This window comes from Achromobacter sp. 1L-A-4-B-C2 (genome assembly GCF_057291955.1).
This window is the reverse complement of sequence record NZ_JBXAWP010000002.1, coordinates 643249-660471: the sequence shown is the minus strand read 5'-3', so window position 1 is coordinate 660471 and position 17223 is coordinate 643249. Positions and strand designations below refer to the sequence as shown.

General features: G+C 64.6%; 19 protein-coding genes. 6 read left to right on the top strand and 13 right to left on the bottom strand.

The genetic code is table 11. The features are described from left to right. Nucleotides 1-86 precede the first annotated feature (86 nt). From AC0Z35_RS10405 to AC0Z35_RS10380, 6 genes are read right to left on the bottom strand one after another with little or no spacing between them, the layout of a single operon-like run. Nucleotides 87-1103 (bottom strand): ABC transporter ATP-binding protein, encoded by a 1017-nt coding sequence (locus tag AC0Z35_RS10405; protein WP_485131909.1) that lies wholly within the window; start codon nucleotides 1101-1103, stop codon nucleotides 87-89. Then, a complete protein-coding gene (locus AC0Z35_RS10400) occupies nucleotides 1100-2113 on the bottom strand; it encodes an ABC transporter ATP-binding protein (protein WP_485131908.1) in 1014 nt (337 codons plus the stop codon). The genes AC0Z35_RS10405 and AC0Z35_RS10400 overlap by 4 nt, the downstream gene beginning before the upstream one ends. Then, entirely contained in the window at nucleotides 2110-3027 is a 918-nt protein-coding gene (locus AC0Z35_RS10395) for an ABC transporter permease (protein ID WP_485131907.1), read from the bottom strand. Before AC0Z35_RS10395 ends, AC0Z35_RS10400 begins: the two co-directional genes overlap by 4 nt. Then, the gene (locus AC0Z35_RS10390; RefSeq protein ID WP_120155148.1) at nucleotides 3024-3998 is read right to left on the bottom strand and encodes an ABC transporter permease; all 975 of its coding nucleotides are present in this window, start codon (nucleotides 3996-3998) and stop codon (nucleotides 3024-3026) included. Before AC0Z35_RS10390 ends, AC0Z35_RS10395 begins: the two co-directional genes overlap by 4 nt. Further along, the gene (locus tag AC0Z35_RS10385; protein ID WP_485131906.1) at nucleotides 3995-5482 is read right to left on the bottom strand and encodes a SidA/IucD/PvdA family monooxygenase; all 1488 of its coding nucleotides are present in this window, start codon (nucleotides 5480-5482) and stop codon (nucleotides 3995-3997) included. Before AC0Z35_RS10385 ends, AC0Z35_RS10390 begins: the two co-directional genes overlap by 4 nt. Then, nucleotides 5479-6468: a LysR family transcriptional regulator gene (locus tag AC0Z35_RS10380; RefSeq protein WP_046805849.1), complete on the bottom strand. Its 990-nt coding sequence runs from the start codon at nucleotides 6466-6468 to the stop codon at nucleotides 5479-5481. The genes AC0Z35_RS10385 and AC0Z35_RS10380 overlap by 4 nt, the downstream gene beginning before the upstream one ends. Before the next feature lie 227 nt (nucleotides 6469-6695). Between AC0Z35_RS10380 and AC0Z35_RS10375 the strand changes: the two genes are divergently transcribed. Further along, a complete protein-coding gene (locus tag AC0Z35_RS10375) occupies nucleotides 6696-7118 on the top strand; it encodes a CopG family transcriptional regulator (RefSeq protein ID WP_046805916.1) in 423 nt (140 codons plus the stop codon). A gap of 29 nt (nucleotides 7119-7147) precedes the next feature. Then, nucleotides 7148-8323 (top strand): extracellular catalytic domain type 1 short-chain-length polyhydroxyalkanoate depolymerase, encoded by a 1176-nt coding sequence (locus tag AC0Z35_RS10370; RefSeq protein WP_485131905.1) that lies wholly within the window; start codon nucleotides 7148-7150, stop codon nucleotides 8321-8323. A 118-nt stretch (nucleotides 8324-8441) separates the two neighbouring features. Here the strand turns inward: AC0Z35_RS10370 and AC0Z35_RS10365 are convergent, their stop codons facing one another. Beyond that, nucleotides 8442-9167 carry a carbonic anhydrase gene (locus AC0Z35_RS10365; protein ID WP_319300823.1) on the bottom strand — a complete coding sequence of 242 codons (726 nt, stop codon included), beginning with the start codon at nucleotides 9165-9167 and terminating at the stop codon, nucleotides 8442-8444. A 195-nt stretch (nucleotides 9168-9362) separates the two neighbouring features. On the opposite strand from AC0Z35_RS10365, the gene fdx reads away from it, so the two are divergent. Both fdx and AC0Z35_RS10355 read left to right on the top strand, forming a co-directional pair. Beyond that, the gene (gene fdx, locus AC0Z35_RS10360) at nucleotides 9363-9701 is read left to right on the top strand and encodes an ISC system 2Fe-2S type ferredoxin (protein ID WP_046805852.1); all 339 of its coding nucleotides are present in this window, start codon (nucleotides 9363-9365) and stop codon (nucleotides 9699-9701) included. 225 nt (nucleotides 9702-9926) lie between these two features. Then, nucleotides 9927-10133: a hypothetical protein gene (locus tag AC0Z35_RS10355; RefSeq protein WP_046805853.1), complete on the top strand. Its 207-nt coding sequence runs from the start codon at nucleotides 9927-9929 to the stop codon at nucleotides 10131-10133. Nucleotides 10134-10239: 106 nt separating this feature from the next. Here the strand turns inward: AC0Z35_RS10355 and AC0Z35_RS10350 are convergent, their stop codons facing one another. After that, nucleotides 10240-10773 (bottom strand): hypothetical protein, encoded by a 534-nt coding sequence (locus tag AC0Z35_RS10350; RefSeq protein ID WP_485131904.1) that lies wholly within the window; start codon nucleotides 10771-10773, stop codon nucleotides 10240-10242. 149 nt (nucleotides 10774-10922) lie between these two features. On the opposite strand from AC0Z35_RS10350, the gene AC0Z35_RS10345 reads away from it, so the two are divergent. Beyond that, nucleotides 10923-11324 (top strand): Imm1 family immunity protein, encoded by a 402-nt coding sequence (locus AC0Z35_RS10345; protein WP_485131903.1) that lies wholly within the window; start codon nucleotides 10923-10925, stop codon nucleotides 11322-11324. Nucleotides 11325-11332: 8 nt separating this feature from the next. Here the strand turns inward: AC0Z35_RS10345 and AC0Z35_RS10340 are convergent, their stop codons facing one another. After that, on the bottom strand, nucleotides 11333-12298 hold the full coding sequence (locus tag AC0Z35_RS10340) for a 2-hydroxyacid dehydrogenase (RefSeq protein ID WP_485131902.1): 966 nt from the start codon (nucleotides 12296-12298) through the stop codon (nucleotides 11333-11335). Nucleotides 12299-12374: 76 nt separating this feature from the next. Further along, nucleotides 12375-13370: a Bug family tripartite tricarboxylate transporter substrate binding protein gene (locus AC0Z35_RS10335; RefSeq protein ID WP_104143719.1), complete on the bottom strand. Its 996-nt coding sequence runs from the start codon at nucleotides 13368-13370 to the stop codon at nucleotides 12375-12377. Between the two features lie 178 nt (nucleotides 13371-13548). Here AC0Z35_RS10335 and AC0Z35_RS10330 point away from each other — a divergent pair, with 178 nt between their 5' ends. Continuing rightward, the gene (locus AC0Z35_RS10330; RefSeq protein ID WP_104143721.1) at nucleotides 13549-14448 is read left to right on the top strand and encodes a LysR family transcriptional regulator; all 900 of its coding nucleotides are present in this window, start codon (nucleotides 13549-13551) and stop codon (nucleotides 14446-14448) included. Nucleotides 14449-14458: 10 nt separating this feature from the next. On the opposite strand, the gene AC0Z35_RS10325 is transcribed toward AC0Z35_RS10330, so the two are convergent. From AC0Z35_RS10325 to AC0Z35_RS10315, 3 genes are all read right to left on the bottom strand, one after another. Further along, the gene (locus AC0Z35_RS10325; RefSeq protein WP_046805857.1) at nucleotides 14459-14839 is read right to left on the bottom strand and encodes a DCC1-like thiol-disulfide oxidoreductase family protein; all 381 of its coding nucleotides are present in this window, start codon (nucleotides 14837-14839) and stop codon (nucleotides 14459-14461) included. A gap of 83 nt (nucleotides 14840-14922) precedes the next feature. After that, a complete protein-coding gene (locus tag AC0Z35_RS10320; RefSeq protein WP_485131901.1) occupies nucleotides 14923-16344 on the bottom strand; it encodes an HdeD family acid-resistance protein in 1422 nt (473 codons plus the stop codon). Nucleotides 16345-16443: 99 nt separating this feature from the next. Then, complete coding sequence (locus tag AC0Z35_RS10315) at nucleotides 16444-17139, bottom strand: DUF2239 family protein (protein WP_485131900.1); 696 nt, start codon at nucleotides 17137-17139, stop codon at nucleotides 16444-16446. Between the last annotated feature and the right edge of the window lie 84 nt (nucleotides 17140-17223).

Here is a 17223-nt window from a genome sequence, read left to right as displayed (position 1 = left end):
GAACGAGTTAAGTGTTCCGAAGGCTGCGTTGTCATTCAGGCCACTGAAGGAATTCAAGGCATTCAGGACAACGCCGCCAATTAGGTTCAGGCCATGTCGTTCAAATGACAGGCGCTTAAATGGTTGATGGCGATTCCCTTCAATGTGGGAACCTCGGTCTTGCAGCGCGGCATCGCATGCGGACATCGCGGATGAAAATGGCAGCCGCCGGGCGGGTTAAGCGGGCTGGGAATCTCGCCTTTGATCGCGGTAAAGATCTTGTGGCGCGACTTCAGGCTGGGAATTTCCGCCAGCAGCGCTTGCGTGTACGGGTGATTGGGGCGCTGGAACACTTCTTCCACGGTGGCCGTTTCCACGACGCGGCCCAGGTACATGATGACGACGCGGTCAGACAGGTGTTCCACCACGCCCAGGTCATGGCTGATGAACAGGTACGTCAGGTTCAGTTCTTCGCGCAGGTCCATGAACAGGTTCAGGATTTGCGCTTGGATGGACACGTCCAGTGCGGCCACGGCTTCGTCGCACACCAGCATGGACGGCTGCACGGCTAGCGCGCGGGCGATGCCGATGCGCTGGCGTTGGCCGCCGCTGAATTGGTGCGGGTAGCGTTGGCGCAGGGCGGGGTCGAGCCCCGCGCGTTCGAGCTGGGCGCTGACGTAGTCGTCAAAGCCCGCGTTGTCGACCAGCCCATGGATGCGGGCCGCTTCGCCCACGATCTCGTCCACGCGCAGGCGCGGGTTGAGGCTGGCGTAGGGGTCCTGGAAAATCATCTGCACGGTCAGGCGCGCGGCGTGGGCGGCGGCCGAGTTCATGTCGGACGGGCGCACGCCGTTGATGCGCACTTCACCGCCCGATGGCGTCAACAAGCCGGCGGCGATGCGGCCCAGCGTGGACTTGCCGCAACCGGATTCACCCACCAGGCCGACGACTTCGCCGGGGTTCACGATCAGGTCCACGTTGTCGACCGCGCGCGTGATGGCGGGCGGCTTGGACAAGCCCAGCTTTTGCATGGCGCGGCCGGCTGCGCCGACCTTTTTTTCGCCAAAGCGCTTGCTGACTTGAGCAAGGTCAATCAGCGGCGTGGGGGCGGCGGATACAGTCATGCCGTCACCTCGTTGTGGATCTGGATAGTCGGATGGAAGCAGCGCACGTCGTGTTCGGGCAGAGCTTGCGTGATGCCGGGTTGCTGGCCACAGGCGGTGGTGGCGCGCGAGCAGCGCGCCGAAAATGCGCAGCCGGCGGGCAGGTGCAGCAGGTTGGGCGTCATGCCGGGAATCTGGCGCAGGCGCTGGCCCCGCAGGTTATTGCTGGGCAGGCTGTCGATCAGGCCGACGGTGTAGGGGTGCTGCGGGCGGTCAAGCACGTCGTCGACCTTGCCGTGTTCAACGATGCGGCCGGCGTACATCACGGCCACGTCATCAGCCAAGCCTGCCACGACCGACAGATCATGCGTAATCCAGATCAGGCTGGTGCCGTGTTGCTGCGCCAGCTTCTGCACTTCAGACAGAATCTGCGCCTGGATGGTGACGTCCAGCGCGGTGGTGGGTTCGTCGGCAATGATCAGGTCAGGGCGGTGCAGCATGGCGATGGCAATGGCCACGCGCTGGCGCATGCCGCCGGACAGTTGGTGCGGGTAGGCCAGCAAGCGTTCTTCGGGGCTGGGGATGCCCATCATGCCCAGCGTGTCGCGGGCCAGCGTGCGGGCTTGTGCCTTGCTCATCTTGTTATGCGCGCGCACGGTTTCGATCATCTGCACGTCCACCCGCAAGACGGGGTTCAGCGTCATCATCGGATCTTGGAAGATCATGGCGATGCGGTTGCCTTGCAACTTGCGCAGTTCACGCGGGGCCAGCTTGGTCAGGTCGCGGCCCTGGAACAGGATTTCTCCGCCGACGATGCGGCCGGGGGCGTCAACCAAGCCCATGATGGAAAAGCCCGTCACGGATTTGCCCGAGCCGGATTCTCCGACCAGGCCCAGGATCTTGCCGCGCTCCAGCGTGAACGACACGTCGTCCACGGCGGGCAGCACGCCCGCGCGGGTGTGGAAGTGCGTGCGCAGGTTGCGCACTTCAAGCGTGGCCGGCGCGCCAGCGAAAGCGGTGCGGTCGGTCATTTGTGAGTCCTTGGGTTCAGCACGTCGCGCAGGCGGTCGCCCACCAGATTGATGGCGACGATGGTGATCAGCAGCGCGATGCCGGGGTAGAAGCTGATCCAGTATTCGCCGGACAGCATGTATTGAAAGCCGTTGGAAATCAGCAGGCCCAGCGACGGTTCGGTCACGGGCACGCCCAGGCCCAGAAAGCTCAAGGTGGCTTCCAGCGTGATGGCGCGCGCGATCTGCAAGGTGCCGATGACGATCAGCGGCGGCAGGCAGTTGGGCAGGATGTGCTTCAACATGATCCGCCAGTTGGGAATGTCCAGGCAGCGGGCGGCTTCGACGTATTCACGGCGGCGTTCCACCAGGGCCTGCCCGCGCGCGGTGCGGGCGTAATAGGCCCATTCCAGAATCACCAGCGTCAGCACCACGTTGCCCACGCCCTTGCCCAGGTAGGCCAGGATCATCATGGCAACCAGGATGGACGGGAACGACAGAATCAAGTCGACCAAACGCATGATGAAGGCGTCGACCTTGCCGCCCGCGTAGGCGGCCAGCAGGCCCAGCAGCGTGCCGACGATGCCGGCGATAACGGCCGAGCCCACGCCCACCATCAAGCTGATGCGCAGGCCGTACAGAATGCCGGACAGCAGGTCGCGGCCCTGGCCGTCGGTGCCCAGCCAGTAGTGGAAAGTGTCCAGGCCGTTCATGGAGCCCGGCGGCATGCGGGAATCCAGCACGTCGATTTGCAGCAGGTCGTACGGGTTCTGCGGCGAGATCCACGGCGCGAAGATGGCGGCCAGGATCAGCAGGGTGGCAACGGTCAGGCCAAACACCGCCGTCTTGGACGACAGGAATTCGGTCAGGTTGCGGCGCCAGGGCGATTCGCGGCGCAGGGCCGGAATCTTGTCAGGGGTTGCAGTGGTGCTCATGCCGAGCCCTCCAGCCGTACCCGGGGGTCCAGCACTTTATAAAGAATGTCGACGATCAGGTTCAGCGTGACGAACAGGCACACGACCACGATCAGGTAGGCGACGATGACGGGGCGGTCCAGCGCGTTCAGGCTGTCCAGGATCAGCTTGCCGGCGCCGGGCCACGAGAAAATGCTTTCCGTGATGACGGCGAACGCAATGGTCGAACCCAGCTCCAGGCCCAGCACGGTCACCAGCGGGATCATCGTGTTGCGCAGCACGTGCACACAGACCACGCGAAACGGCGACAAGCCCTTGGCACGCGCGAACTTCACGAAGTCCAGCGGAATCACGTCGCGTACGCCGGCGCGGGTCAGGCGGATGACAAGCGAAATCTTGAACAGCGACAGGTTCAGCGCGGGCAGGATCAAATGGCGCCAGCCGTCGGCGGTGAGCCACGACCACTGAAAGCCCAGGAATTCCACCGTCTGCCCCCGGCCGCTGGCGGGCAGCCAGCCGAGTGACACGCTGAACGTCATGATGAGCATCAGCGCCACCCAGAAGGTGGGCAGCGAGAAGCCGACGATGCTGCCGGCCATGATCATTTTGGAAAAGCGGCTGTCGGGGTACAGGCCGGCAATCAAGCCCAGCGGCAGGCCGATGATGACGGCCAGCAGCAGCGCGCTGATCGCCAGTTCCAGCGTGGCGGGCAGGCGCTGGATCACCAGTTCAATCGCGGGGATGTTGTAGACGAAGCTGTTGCCCAGGTTGCCGTGCAGCGCCCCGTTCAGAAAGCCCAGGTATTGCTGCCACAGCGGCTTGTCCAGGCCCAGTTCCGCGATGATGCGGGCGCGGTCCACCTGGTCCACGTCCTGGCCGATCAGGATGTCCACGGGGTTGCCGATGGCGTGCAGGCCTACGAAGACGATCAGCGTCATCAGCAACACCACCACCGCCGCTTGCGCGACACGGCGTATCAACCAACCGGTCATTGCGTGGTCTCCGCTTGCGAGGCCGGGGTGGCGATTGCCGCGGGCGGCGGGGCCGGCGTCCATTCATCGCCGAACACTTCCGGCTCGGAAAACGCTTCCATGTTCGCGTAGTACGTTTCGACGTCTTCGCGGTAGAACAGGCCGGCGATGCCTTGCGCCAGGCGCTTGGCGCCGTCGCTAATGGCGGGGATGTCGCCCGAGATCGTGCCTTGGGTCAGCGCTGCGGGGTAGGAAAAGCAGTGCACGCGGTCCAGGCCCGGGCAGGCGCCGGGCACTTTTTCTTGCAATTCAAAGACGGCGCCCAGGTCGGGGGAGTCATGCAGTTCCTGGTCTTCTTCGCCGGGGGGCGGGGTGAACCGGTCGCCCCAGTTGCGCACGTGGGGCGCCAGCGGGGCGAATTCCGGGCGCACGGTCCAGTCGATACGAAAGCCCGTCGAGAAGATCAGGAAGTCCAGCACGAATACGCCTTTGGGCGTGGTGACGTGGATGTCGTCGCCGACCAAGGCCAGATCTTGCACGCCACAGCCCAGGTTGAAGCGGGCGTTCGGGAAGCGCGACACGCGCAAGGTGCTGCCGCGCGGGGGCGGCACTTGGGCGGCGTTGATGTAGTGGCGGATCTTCCACTTCCATTCGTCGGGCAGGGTCAGGTGGCCGTGGGTCAGGCCGGGGTTGCCTGCGCCTTTGCCCTTGTTCACGCGCGGGATGTCGTTGCGGCGGATCAGCAGGTCGACGCTGGCGGCGCCGGCTTCCAGCGCGGTGCCGGCGCTGTCCATGGCGGACGCGCCCGCGCCAACGACGCCGACGCGCTTGCCGGCCAGCGTGGCGTAGTCCATCACGTCGGACGAATGCGCCCAGCGGTCACGCGGCAGTTTCTTGGCAAAGTCAGGCACATAGGCGCCGCCCAGGCCGTCGCGGCCGGTGGCCAGCACCACGCGGCGGGCCAGCACGGTGCTGCGCCCGGCGGGCGATTCGATGTCCAGTTGCACCAGGCGGTCGGCGCGGGGTTGCACGGACAGCACGCGATGCTTGTTGCGCACGTCCAGGTTCAGCACGCGGCGATACCAGCGCAGGTAGTCCATCCATTGCAGGCGCGGAATCTTGTCCAGCGCGTCCCATTCGGCGGTGCCGAATTGCGCTTCGAACCAGGCGCGGAACGTCAGCGCGGGCAAGCCCAGCGCGGGGCCGGTCAGCTGCTTGGGACTACGCAGCGTTTCCATGCGGGCGGTGGTGGCCCACGGGCCTTCGTAGCCTTCGGGCGCCTGGTCGAAGATGGGCGCGGTGATGCCCAGGTGCGTCAACGACGCGGCCGCGGCCAGGCCGGCCATGCCGCCGCCGATGACGACAACGTCCAGTACCTGTTGTCCATCAACCAGACGGGGCGCAACCCAGTTCTTGGCGGGAATTTCCAGCCAGGACAGGTCTTGCCGCAGACGCGCTTCCAGCGCATCCAGGCCTTGCGGCGGGGTGGCAATGGGCAGATTCATAGTGTGGGGGTGTCCAAAACAGGGGCGTCATCACCGTAGATCGACTGCAACAGCGCCGCGTGTTCGCAGGCGTCGTGCAGCACAAAACCGGGCAGCAGGGCGGCGGCGGCTTCGGCCAGGGCGTCGGCCATGGCCTGGCAGGCGGGCGTCAACGGTTGCGATTGCGGTTGCGATTGCGGGGTGATGACCCCGAAGAAAAAAGGAATGTCCAGGTCGATGGGGCGGATCGCCACGCCCGGCATCGGGACGCCGTAAGCGGTGATCGGTTCCAGCACCGACACGCCCAGGCCGGCGCGCACGGCGGCCAGGGCGTTGACGGAAGAATTGGTTTCGATGGTGCCCGGCGCATTGCCGTCCGGCGCCAGCGCGGCGTCCAGGCGGCGACGCAGCCGGTACGGGTTGGCCATGGTGATCAGGCGGCGGCCGGCTAGAAGATGAACGGGCACCACGTCGTGCGCGGCCAGCGGGTCGTCGTCGCGCAGTGCCACGACGCAGGGCGCTTGGGCAATCCAATGCACCGTCAAGCCGCGATGCTCCAGCGGCAAACTGGTGGCGCCCAGTTGCGCGGCGCCGGTCAGCACCGCGTGCACCACGCGTTCGGGCGAGGCGCTGCGCACTTGCACGCGCGTGGCGCCGGTTTGGGATTCGATGCGCTTGAGCGCGTCGGGCAGCAGGCCTGCGGCCAGCGCCGACGTTGCCGCCAGCAGCAACGGCTTGGCTTGGCCACGCGCAATTTCTTCGGCGCGGCTGCGAATCTGCTGCAAGCCGGCCAGCGCGCGTTCTACGTCGTCATACAGCAGAAAGCCCTGTTCGGTAGGCGTGACGCGCGGTCCGCTGCGGTTGAACAGGGCATAGCCGATCTCAGCTTCCAGCTCTTGCAACAGGCGGCTGATGGCCGGCTGCGAGCGCCCAAGCAGGCGCCCGGCAGCGGTGACGCTACCTGTGGACATGACGGCCGCGAAGGCCTCGAGTTGGCGAAGTTCCATCTGTGTTGCTTTATGCTCAGGGCGAATTCTTGCCCGGCAAGTATGCGCGCAGCAAATAGTTAAAAGGCATAAGCAAATTCCCTAATAGGGGATTTCCTTATGCTTTTTCATAACTACGCGTTATTTCAAGGGCTTAGGGACGGAGCGAATGCGCGGGTGTGGCGGGAAAGTCCGTCAAATTGAAACATCCATAGGCCATCCACTTGGATGGTTTTAAGATTCCGTCCATGCCTCCTCGCCCTCCAAGCCTCGCTTCCGCCCCTAAGCCTTCGGACGAAAAGATCACGATCAACCTCGGTTATGTCGACCTGGGGCAGATCGATCTTCTGGTCCAGGAAGGCTTCTACGCCAACCGTACCGACTTGATCCGCACCGCAATCCGCAACCAGCTTGCCGCCCATGGCGACGCGGTGCGGCAGGCGGTCAGCCGAAAAACCTTGGTGCTAGGCATTCAGCACTACACGGCCGACGACTTGCTGGCGGTGCAGGCTGCGGGCCAGATGTTGCAGATCCGAATCCTGGGGCTGGCGACCATCGCGCCCGATGTCACGCCCGAATTGGCGCTTGCCACGATTGAATCCGTGACGGTGCTGGGCGCGTTGCACGCCAGCCCCGCAGTCAAGGCCGCCCTGCGTCAGCGCATCCGCTGACACGTTATTGCCGCTTTAAAGGTCACCCCATGCATCCAGATTTTCAGCAGTTGATGAGCCAGGCCACGCGCCTTACCCGGTCCGGCAACCTGGCCGCGGCCACCGCCGCCATCCAGGCCGCCTTGATGGGCGCGTCGCCCACGGCGGCATCCGCCGCACCGCGCTATGACGAGGCCGATGTCATTGATGTCGAGGCGCGTGAGGTTCCTGCGTCGACGGTAAGCGCTGCCGCGTCGTCTGACTCCGGGTCCCATTCCACCCCCGCGCCGTCCCGGGCTCGGGACGACGACGTCGGGCAAAACCCCCACACCCCCGACACGCCCCGGGCGCCCGGCGAATCTTCGGCCACGCCGGGTGATTACTTCACGGCCGGCTCGTTTCGCAATAGCGCCGGCCAGCGGGCCTACAAGTTGTATGTGCCGCCCGGTGCAAACGGGCAAGCTCGGCCGCTGGTTGTGATGCTGCACGGCTGCACGCAGGATGCCGACGACTTTGCCGCAGGCACCGCGATGAATGAGGCCGCGCGCAAGCAAGGTTTCTATGTGCTGTATCCGGTGCAGCCGCGCGAGACCAATCCGCAAAAGTGCTGGAACTGGTTCAAGCACAATCACCAGCAGGCTGGCAAAGGCGAGCCGTCGATCTTGGCCGACATGACGCGCCACGTCATCGCCGAATATGGCATCGACCCGCGCCGTGTGTACGTGGCGGGTTTGTCAGCAGGCGGCGCGATGGCCGCGATTTTGGCCAACACCTATCCGCAGCTGTATGCAGCCGCCGGCGTGCATTCCGGCCTGGCGGCGGGCGCGGCCACGGATCTGCCGTCGGCCTTGTCCGCCATGAAGGGGATCGGCGTGCGCCCCGGCGCGGCGTCCGGCACGTCGGTGCCGACGATTGTCTTTCACGGCGACCGCGACGCCACCGTGCATCCGAGCAATGGCGATGCGGTCGTGGCCGCCAGCGCCGGGGCGAATGCCCAGGTCCAAAGCCAGCGTGTGGCGGGCGCTAACCGGGGGCGCGACAGCACCAAGCGCGTATATATGGACGCATCGGGCAAGGTGGTGGCGGAATATTGGGTGGTGCACGGCGCGGGCCATGCCTGGGCAGGCGGGTCGCCCAGGGGCTCGTACACGGATGCTTCTGGCCCGGATGCCACGCAAGAGATGCTGCGGTTTTTCTTCGAGCATCCGTTGGCGACGAAGCAGTAAGGGAATAAGGACCCCAGCACTGGGGGTCGTCATTCTTGCTATCCGGTCGCGGCCTTCCAACCGAGGAAGGCCGCGACCGTGCCCACACGGATGAGGCTGAACCATCAGCCCCGCGCGATCAAACCAGCGTCACCTTCCCAGTGGCCAAGTCGTACACGCCGCCCGCCACCATCAGCTTCTTTTGCTCGACCATGCTTTTCAACACCGGCTGCGCGCTCTGTAATCGCTGGACGGCCAAGCGGACGTTTTCAGCGATGGCGGCGGCCAGCAGGTTTTTCGGTTCGCCCTTGCTGGCGCGTTCCACGGCGGGCTTGATGGCGTTGACCAGCTCGGGCAGATGGCCGGGCAGCTCGGCGTTTTCTTTCAGCACCTTTACCGTGGCATCCACCGCGCCGCAATTGTTATGGCCCAGCACCACGATCAGCGGCACGTTCAGAAACTTGGCGGCATATTCAAAACTGGCCAAGCCATCGTCATTGACGAAGTTTCCCGCCACGCGAACGATGAATACATCGCCCGGGTTCTGGTCAAAGGCCAATTCCGGCGCCACCCGGGAATCCGAACAACTGAGTATCGCGGCAATCGGTTTCTGCGTTTTGACGCGAGCCGCCCGGCCCGCTGAAAAGTCCCGCATATTGGGTTTGTTGGCCGCATACCGGGCGTTGCCGGCCAGCAGTCGTTTCAACGCCTCTTCGCCACCAATGTCATTCGACGGGACTTCGGCATAGGCGGTTTCCGCCCAGCCCGTCGCGCCAAAGGCCGCCAGACCCGCCGCGCCCAACAGCAGGCGGCGGCGGGGGTTGTCCAGCGTGGAAGCAGTCAGGCAATCAGCACAGTCGCACATAGGTTTCTCCCAAAGGACAAATGTCCAGAGAATTCGTGCGCAATCATTGTGCGGCGATAACTGTGTTCTGACGCGGTAACCCGTGTGGACTTAACAATTGTTTTGGCTGGCCGGCGCTTGACCTTGCCAGCGTGGGCATCTTTAGACTGGGGTCCTGGTTTGAATGTTCCAAGACCACCCAATAAGGCGGGCCCTATGCCAAAAATCACTGTTCTTCCCCATCCCGATCTTGCTCCCGCCGGCGCAGAGCTGGACGTTCCCGCGGGAACGTCGCTTTGCGACGCGCTGCTGGACCACGGAATAGCCATTGAACACGCGTGCGAACAAAGCCGCGCCTGCACGACATGCCACTGCATCGTGCGCAGCGGTTTCGATGCGCTGAATGAAGTGGAAGAGGGCGAAGAAGACCTGCTGGACCGCGCCTGGGGAGTCGAGCCGCAGTCACGCCTAAGCTGCCAGGCCATCGTCGGCGATGAGGACGTGACGGTCGACATCCCCAAGTACACGGTCAACCATGCGAAGGAAAATCACTGAAGCCAGACGCGGCGCTGCCCGCCGATAGCTCGCCGGCTGAGCGAGGGTTCCCCCCTATTGAAGGGCTTGTTTTCGATCCCTTACATCGGTGTTACGACTCCAACGATAGGATTTGGATATTCGAAACTAGGAGTCCATCATGAATAACGAGAAGCCGACACCCGAACCAAATAAGCGTCGCTGGCCTTTCGGCTATGGGGACGAATCCAATCAGCTGGAGACGTCATGGACTGTTCGGTAGAAGGAAAGGTGGCATTCGCGGACGGCCATTCGTACCATTTCGCCACGGTGGACGCCGCGCTGGCATTTGCCGAATGCGTGAAAAGCTCGCAGCAGCCCGGTCAATGCGCGGCAGCCAATGGCTGTACGCAGACGGTAAAGCTGGAGGATGTGGCGGCGGCGGAAGAGCAGGAGCAGCGGGAAGACCGCTGATCAGCGGCCGGTTTCAGTCGCGCCCCGCTGGGTCATTGCACCCGGGGGCGCGACGTCGTTTGCGTTACCCCGTTTAGCTCACCCCGTTTAGGTCACTCCCTTCACGTCACGCCGTTTGCGACGCCTCTGCGTTAGCCGGACGCACGCTGCCGGGTTTGCCGTAGTACCAGTAGGCACAAAGAAAACCGGCAAGCATACCCGGCAGGCCACCCACAAATAACGGAAACACCATGTCGCGCACGGCGGCGTCGCGGCCGGAGAACGGCAGGAATGCACCCATTCCAAAGACCAGGCCGACCAGCGCTATCTTGCCCAAGGCTTTCCAGTTTGATTGCACCGGCCGTAGCGCGCCGGCCACGATCCCGCACAGCAGCGCGGGAATGACGCCAAACAGATAAAACCAGGGCAGGCCAAAGACCATGATCATCAGGTTTTGGGGCGTTTGCGACAGCACGCTAAGAACCAGCGTGACGGCGATGCCGCCAATGGCGGGCGCGATGAACGCAAACATCAAGCCGCCCGCGAAAATATCGCTGCGTATGCGGTGGCCGGTGTCATCCGGGCTGCGTTGGGTCACCCGATAAACCACGGATGCCACGGTGGCCAATAGCAAAATGGCGGCGGTGATGATCAATTTCATGGCGCCATTCTGGCATAAACCCCAGCTTGCGCCGGCACGCGTTAATGCCGGTAGACTGCTTGCTTTCGCGTCCCGGTTTTAATGGGGCAACGAACCGGCGCCGGCCCATGCGGGTGGCCAGGCGCCAATATCAAGGGGGCATCAACGCTGTGAAAATAAAAAAACTGATTGAAGAACGCCGTCTGGGCGAACGCGTCGCCGTCAGCGAACGCGACGACCCGACCCACGCCGATACGCTGGCCGCGCTGGACCAGCTGGACGGCGCGCAATACAGTTCCGTCGCCTTCGTGACGGAAGACGACACCGTCATGGCGATCGGGGGCGGCGATGGCGCGTTTGTCGTGTCCATTACGCTGGATGACGACGCGCGCATCTATACGCTGATCGACCCGTCGCGGTCCGAAGACCACGATCAGGAAGTGGTGGTGGGCGGGCAGGCGGGCAGCTACCAGCAATACCAATGCGTGGACCGCGACATGGCGAGGGCGGCGCTGCTGCATTTCCACCAGGAAGGCGCGCCGTCACCAGACTTGCAATGGGTTAGCGAGTAGGGCGGGCTTTACACCACCCGCGTCAGCACCTTTTCTTCCCGAAACCAGCCGTCCAGATTGGCCACCATCAACTCGGCCATGGCGCGGCGGGTTTCGTGCGTGCCGCTGGCGATGTGGGGTAACAGCACCACGTTGTCCATGGCGTGCAGGGCGGCCGGGGTCTTGGGTTCATGTTCGAACACGTCCAGCCCGGCGCCCGCAATCCGCTTGCCTTCCAGGGCGCTGACCAGCGCGGCCTCGTCCACGACCGTGCCGCGCGCGATATTGATGAGCCACCCATCGGGGCCCAGCGCTTCCAAGACACGCGCGTTCACCATGTGCTGCGTGGCGCCGCCACCGGGCACCGCCAGCACCAGGAATTCGCACTGCGCCGCCAGCGTTTCGATGTCCGGCACGTAACGGTATTCCGCCGGCGCATCCGGGCGCGGCTTGCGGTTGGTGTACAGAATTTGCATGTCGAAGGCGGCGGCGCGGCGGGCGATCTGCAAACCGATATTGCCCAGCCCCACGATGCCGCAGCGCTTGCCGCTCATGCGGGTGCCCAGCGGAAAGCCTTCGTTGGGCCAACGGCCGGCGCGCACGAAGCGATCGGCTTGGGCGATGCGGCGCGGGGCGGCCAGCATCAAGGCCAACGCCGTGTCGGCGACGCAGGCGTCCAGCACGCCGGGGGTGTTGGTGACGACCACGCCGCGTTCGCGGGCTGCCGCCAGGTCTATCGTGTCGTATCCCACGCCAAAACTGAAAATGCCTTCCAGCGCGGGCAGCGCGTTGATCAGGTCGGCGGTAGCACCAAAGCGTCCGCTGGTGGCGATGCCGCGTATGTTGGCGCCGTGTTCGCGCAGCAGCGCATCGGCGTCGGCGGCTTCCCACAGGCGATGCACGTGATAGCGCGATTCCAGGTCGGCGACCAGATCGGGCAGCAATGGGCCGACCATCAACAGGTGCGGGGCGGAGGAGGGCGTGGAATCTGTCATGGATGCGGCTTATTGGAAGGCTGAAAGAAAATGGCTAAATGAAAGCGACCGGCCCGACCATCGGGCCGGTCAACGATCAATTGGTCTGGATATTACGGGTCTTGATGATCTGCCCATAGCGCGCGCGTTCGCTGGCGGCCAGCTCTTGCAACTGCTGCGGGGTGGAGCCGTGCGCGACGGCGCCTTGCGATTCCAGCTTGGTCTTCATGACCGGATCGTTGGCCACGTCGCGAATGGCTTGCGACAGCTTTTCGATCACGGCGGGCGGCGTGCCGGCCGGCGCCAGCACGGCGGTCCACGAGCCGGATTGCGCGTTCTTCACGCCCGCCTCATCGATCGTGGGCACGTCGGGCATGGCGGGCGAACGCGTGGCGCCCGTGACGGCCAGCGCGCGCAGCTTGCCGCCGGTGACGTAGGGCATGGTTTCCAGTACGGACGCAAACAGCATGTCGACGCGGCCGGCCATCAGGTCGGTCATGGCGGGGCCGCCGCCTTTGTACGGCACGTGCATCAGGTCCACACCCGTTGCCTGTTGGAAAATTTCGCCGGATAGGTGCGGCGCGCCGCCCGTGCCCGAGCTGGCGAACGTGTGCTTGCCCGGTTCCGCCTTGGCCAGCTTGACCAACTCGCCTACGTTCTTGGCGGGCAGGGTGGTGGGCACGACCAGCACGAAGGGCAGGTCCGAAAAGAGCGACACGGGGGCGAAGGCTGTGGCCGGGTCCGAATGCAGTTTGTAGATCCACGGGTTGATCGCCAGCATGCCCGAATTGGCGAACAGCAGGGTGTAGCCGTCGGCGGGCGAACGCGCCACCAGGTCGGCGGCGATCTGGCCGCCCGCGCCGGGGCGGTTGTCCACGACCACGGACGACGCCAGCTTGTCGCCCAACGCCGCCGCCAACAGGCGCGCCGAGATGTCGGTGCCGCCGCCCGGTGAAAAAGGCACGATCAGGTTGATCGGGCGCTCGGGGTACCCGGCGGCCTGCGCGCTGAACGGCAATGCGGCGGTGGCGGTCAGGGCCAGCGCCGCGGCGATGAGCCGGACGCGGTGGCGTGCGATGGGGGTTGTCTCCATATCTTTTCTCTTTTTGGGGTGGGAAACGGCTTGCGCCGCGAAAAATTACCGTGCTGCGGTGATGCTCCTTTGGATCCCTGATGCCGTCGTGCGGCCATTTTTTGCGAGTATAGAAACGGCTTTCGATGGATAGCCGTTCGAGCTATAAATAGCATTGATCAATTCAAGGATTGAATCGATGGAGTTTCGTCAGCTGGAGTGTTTCATTGCGGTAGCCGAGGAATTGCACTTCGGCCGCGCGGCCGAACGGCTATGCATGACGCAGCCGCCGCTGTCGCGCCAGATCCAGTTGCTGGAGCAGGACCTGGGCGTGACGCTGTTCGAGCGCAACAGCCGGCAGGTGTTGCTAAGCGCCGCCGGACGCCGCTTTCTGCGCGATGCCCGTCATTTGCTGGAGTTCTCGGCACGGGCCGCCGCCACGGCGCGGCGCACCTCGGGCGGCGAGGCCGGACATATCACCCTGGGCTTTACCGCCGTGGCGTCCTACCGCTTGATGCCGTCGATGATCATGCGGGCGCGCAAGCTGCTGGCCGATGTTGAAATCCAGCTGCGCGAAACAGTTAGCACCGATCTGGCGCGCTTGCTGGTGGCGCGCGAACTTGACGCGATTCTGGCGCGCAGCGTGCCGCAGCAGGCGGGCATCGAATCGCGTTTGGTCGAGCGCGAGCCGCTGGTGCTGGCCTTGCCCGTGGGATCGCCGTTATGCGAACACGAGACGGTGCCGCTGCGCTTGTTGCAAGGGCAGCCCTTCGTGCTGTATTCGCCGCGTGACGGCAAGTATTTTTACGACCGTATCGTGGGCGCGTTTGGGCTGGCCGATGTGCAGCCGGACTATGTGCAGCGCGCGGGGCAAACCCATACCTTGCTGGCGCTGGTGCGGGCGGGGCTGGGCGTGGGCATCGTGCCGGATTCCGCGCGTGAATTGCGCTTTGAAGGCGTGGAGTTTCGTCCGATCGGCCAGCGCGATCTTTACGCGGATATGTATTTGGCGTGGCACGCCCAGCATGACAATCCCGCGCTGGACGCGTTTCTGGAACGCGTGGTGGGGGTGGATGGCGCGGGGCGCCGCGCGCCGTAGGCCGCCGTGGCTACAGCTGCATCTTGCGCTTGCCCAGCAGCGTCAACGCCAAACTACGGCCGGTACGCATGAACGGGTACAACGCCGTGGACAGGCAGGGGTTGCGGAACACGGCGGCGTTCACGCTGTTGAACAGGTCGTTGCTGGTGCTGATCAGGGCCAGCCGGTTGATGCAATCGGCGCCCCAGTAGTCTTGCCCGTCCAGGTGCAGCAGCATGCCCTGGTTCAAGTCGTAGCCTTGCGCCTTGTAGGCCACGGCCAGGTCCGGGTGGTCGCGCATGTTCAGCAGGTCGATCGGGCCTACCGCTTTCTGCAATTGCAGCATCCGCACGTAGTTCGAGCAGAAGGGGCAGTCTCCGTCGTACAACAGGAAGTTCTTGGAGATGGACATGATGCACCTTGGGTTGAAAACACAGGTCCATTAAAGCGCAATGCGTGCCGCTGTGCGCGGGGCGTTCTGCCAGCCCCCGGCCTTCACCCTTGCGCGGGCGGGCGGCGCGTGGCGGCGTCGCGATCCTGGTCGCGCCAGCGCGCGCGCAGCTGTCCGATCTGGCGCAGCGCCGCTTGCGACATTTTCCACCAGCCGAACGGCCGGGGGTCGGCCAGCATGCTCATGGCGCGCGCGTAGTCCAGCGTCAGCCCGGGCGTCCAGGCCATCGTCAGGGCACGTTTACGAATCTGCGAGGCCACCCACAGTTCCGGCGTCAACAGCAGACGCAGCAATACGCGCCAGCCGGCCTGGCTGCCATGCAGCCGTCCCACCACGCCGTCCAGCGCGGCATCCAGCGCCCGGGCAACCGAGCTTGAGCAGTTGCGGTGAGTCAGGTTGTAGGTGCTGTCCTGGCGATACTGCTGCCAGAAATCGGCCAGCTTCTGCGCGTCGTAATTGCGAAACCGCACGCGCACGGTGGACGGGCACCAGGCCTTGGATTCCGTGGGGTAGTCGGGTTGATACACGCCGGGGATATCGTTTTCGGCGGTGGCGCGCAGCAGGTTGCCGAATTCATCGGGCGAGCGGTCGATTTCGTCGCGCGGGTACAGGCTGATGTAGATGCCTTCCGGCGATTCCAGGGCGGCGTGCCCGGTCGAGATGACGCCGTTGACATCCACGGCCGCAATGTAGCGGTCCACCAGCGGAAGGTTGCGTGTTTGCGCCTTGGCCGAGCCGGACGGCGTCCACACGTGTACCGTCAGCGCGGGCTCGGAGTCGGCGGGCGGGCCATCCCACATGGTGGGGCCAAGGGGGCGGGGCGCCAGTGTCGACCCTGCCTGTGAAGCCGCCGCAGAAACGGGCTCCGACGGCATGAAGTCCGGCGACGGGTTGGAGGCGAACGCCGGGTTCGATGCCAGGTGCCTGACGCGCCGCGCCAGCCACAGCAGCTTCAGGCCCGCGATGCCCAGGAACAGTCCCACGCAATACGGCAGCGTGCCGACATAGTTGGTGGGGTAGGGCTGGAAGAAGAAAATGGCCAGCAGGATTTCTGCAATGCCCCCCGCAAAGGCGTAGCGCCAACGCTGGTAGCGCACCACATACGCGGCCAGGCACTGCAATACGCCGTCGGTCAGGAACAAGGCGCCAAAAATCATCGACAGGGCAAAGTGCCCGTGGTGGTGGCCCGCCAATATCAAGCTGCCGGCCAGCAGCACGAACAGCCCTTTCACATAGCGCAGCACACGCTGCCCGCCCACGCCGCTGGACGCGATCATCAGCGTGGCCAGCCCTTCGATGATGAAGAGAATGGCGAAGGCGTTCAGCGGAAAGTACAGCGCGTTGTCCAGCGCGTCGATGAAAACGAAGATGCCCGCAACCAAGAAAAACAACCCGGCCGCGAACAGGCCCTTCCAACGCTTGCGCAGATAGGGGACTCCCAAGAGCAGCAATACAAGTTGTGGCATGCCTGTGTTTTCCGGTTCAAGAAGGGCGAAGGACGAAAACCGAATCGTACAGAAACTTGATGGCTTTTTTTACCTTTATGGCTGCTGCTGGGGCGGCGCCTAGGGCTGCGGCCGGGGCGTCGTCGGCGCATCCCACGCCAGGCCCATCGCGTAGCCGCGCACGTCTTCCGGCCACGCGGCGACACATTGCGCGTAGCGGTCGCGGTCATCGGCGTACAGCGCGCGGGTGGCTTCTTCAAAGCCGGGCAGGTTGCCGGCCATGCCGGACATGAACCGGTACGCGGCTTCCTGGCGCTGACGTCGCCGACCTTGCGCGTCGTTGTCACGGCGAGCCTGTTCCACCAGCTTGCGCAACGCCACCGACGCGCCGCCCGGCTGCGCGCCCAGCCATTCCCAATGCCTGGGCAACAGCGTCACTTCGCGCGCCACCACGCCCAGCTTGGGCCTGCCGCGCCCGCGCGGCGCCAGGGCGGCGCTGTCGGAGATCTCATTCGATTCGGGGGGGCCGCCGACGGGTGTCACGCCATCGGGCGCCGCGCCAGCGGGCGCCGCGCCGACGGGCGCCGCGCCAACGGGCGAACCGTAGCGGTCGGCAACCTGCGCGTCGGACCCGGACAGGTTCAGGTCCGTCTGCGTGCCGCTGCCGTCTTGATAGACAAGCAGCGCTTGCGCCGCATCGGCGTCCATGGCGCGCTTGACGGCAAGCGCCACGTCGGCCAGCGGCCCGGCGGCAAGTATTCGGTAGCCTTCGAAGGCGGTGTAGGTGGGGGTGGGCGAGTGGTCAGAGACAGTCATGGCGTATGGGTTCCGGTGGCCAATATCGGCTTGGATGCGTCCAACGCCTTTTGTGAAACGGCGGCGGAAACGTGGTGCAATTAT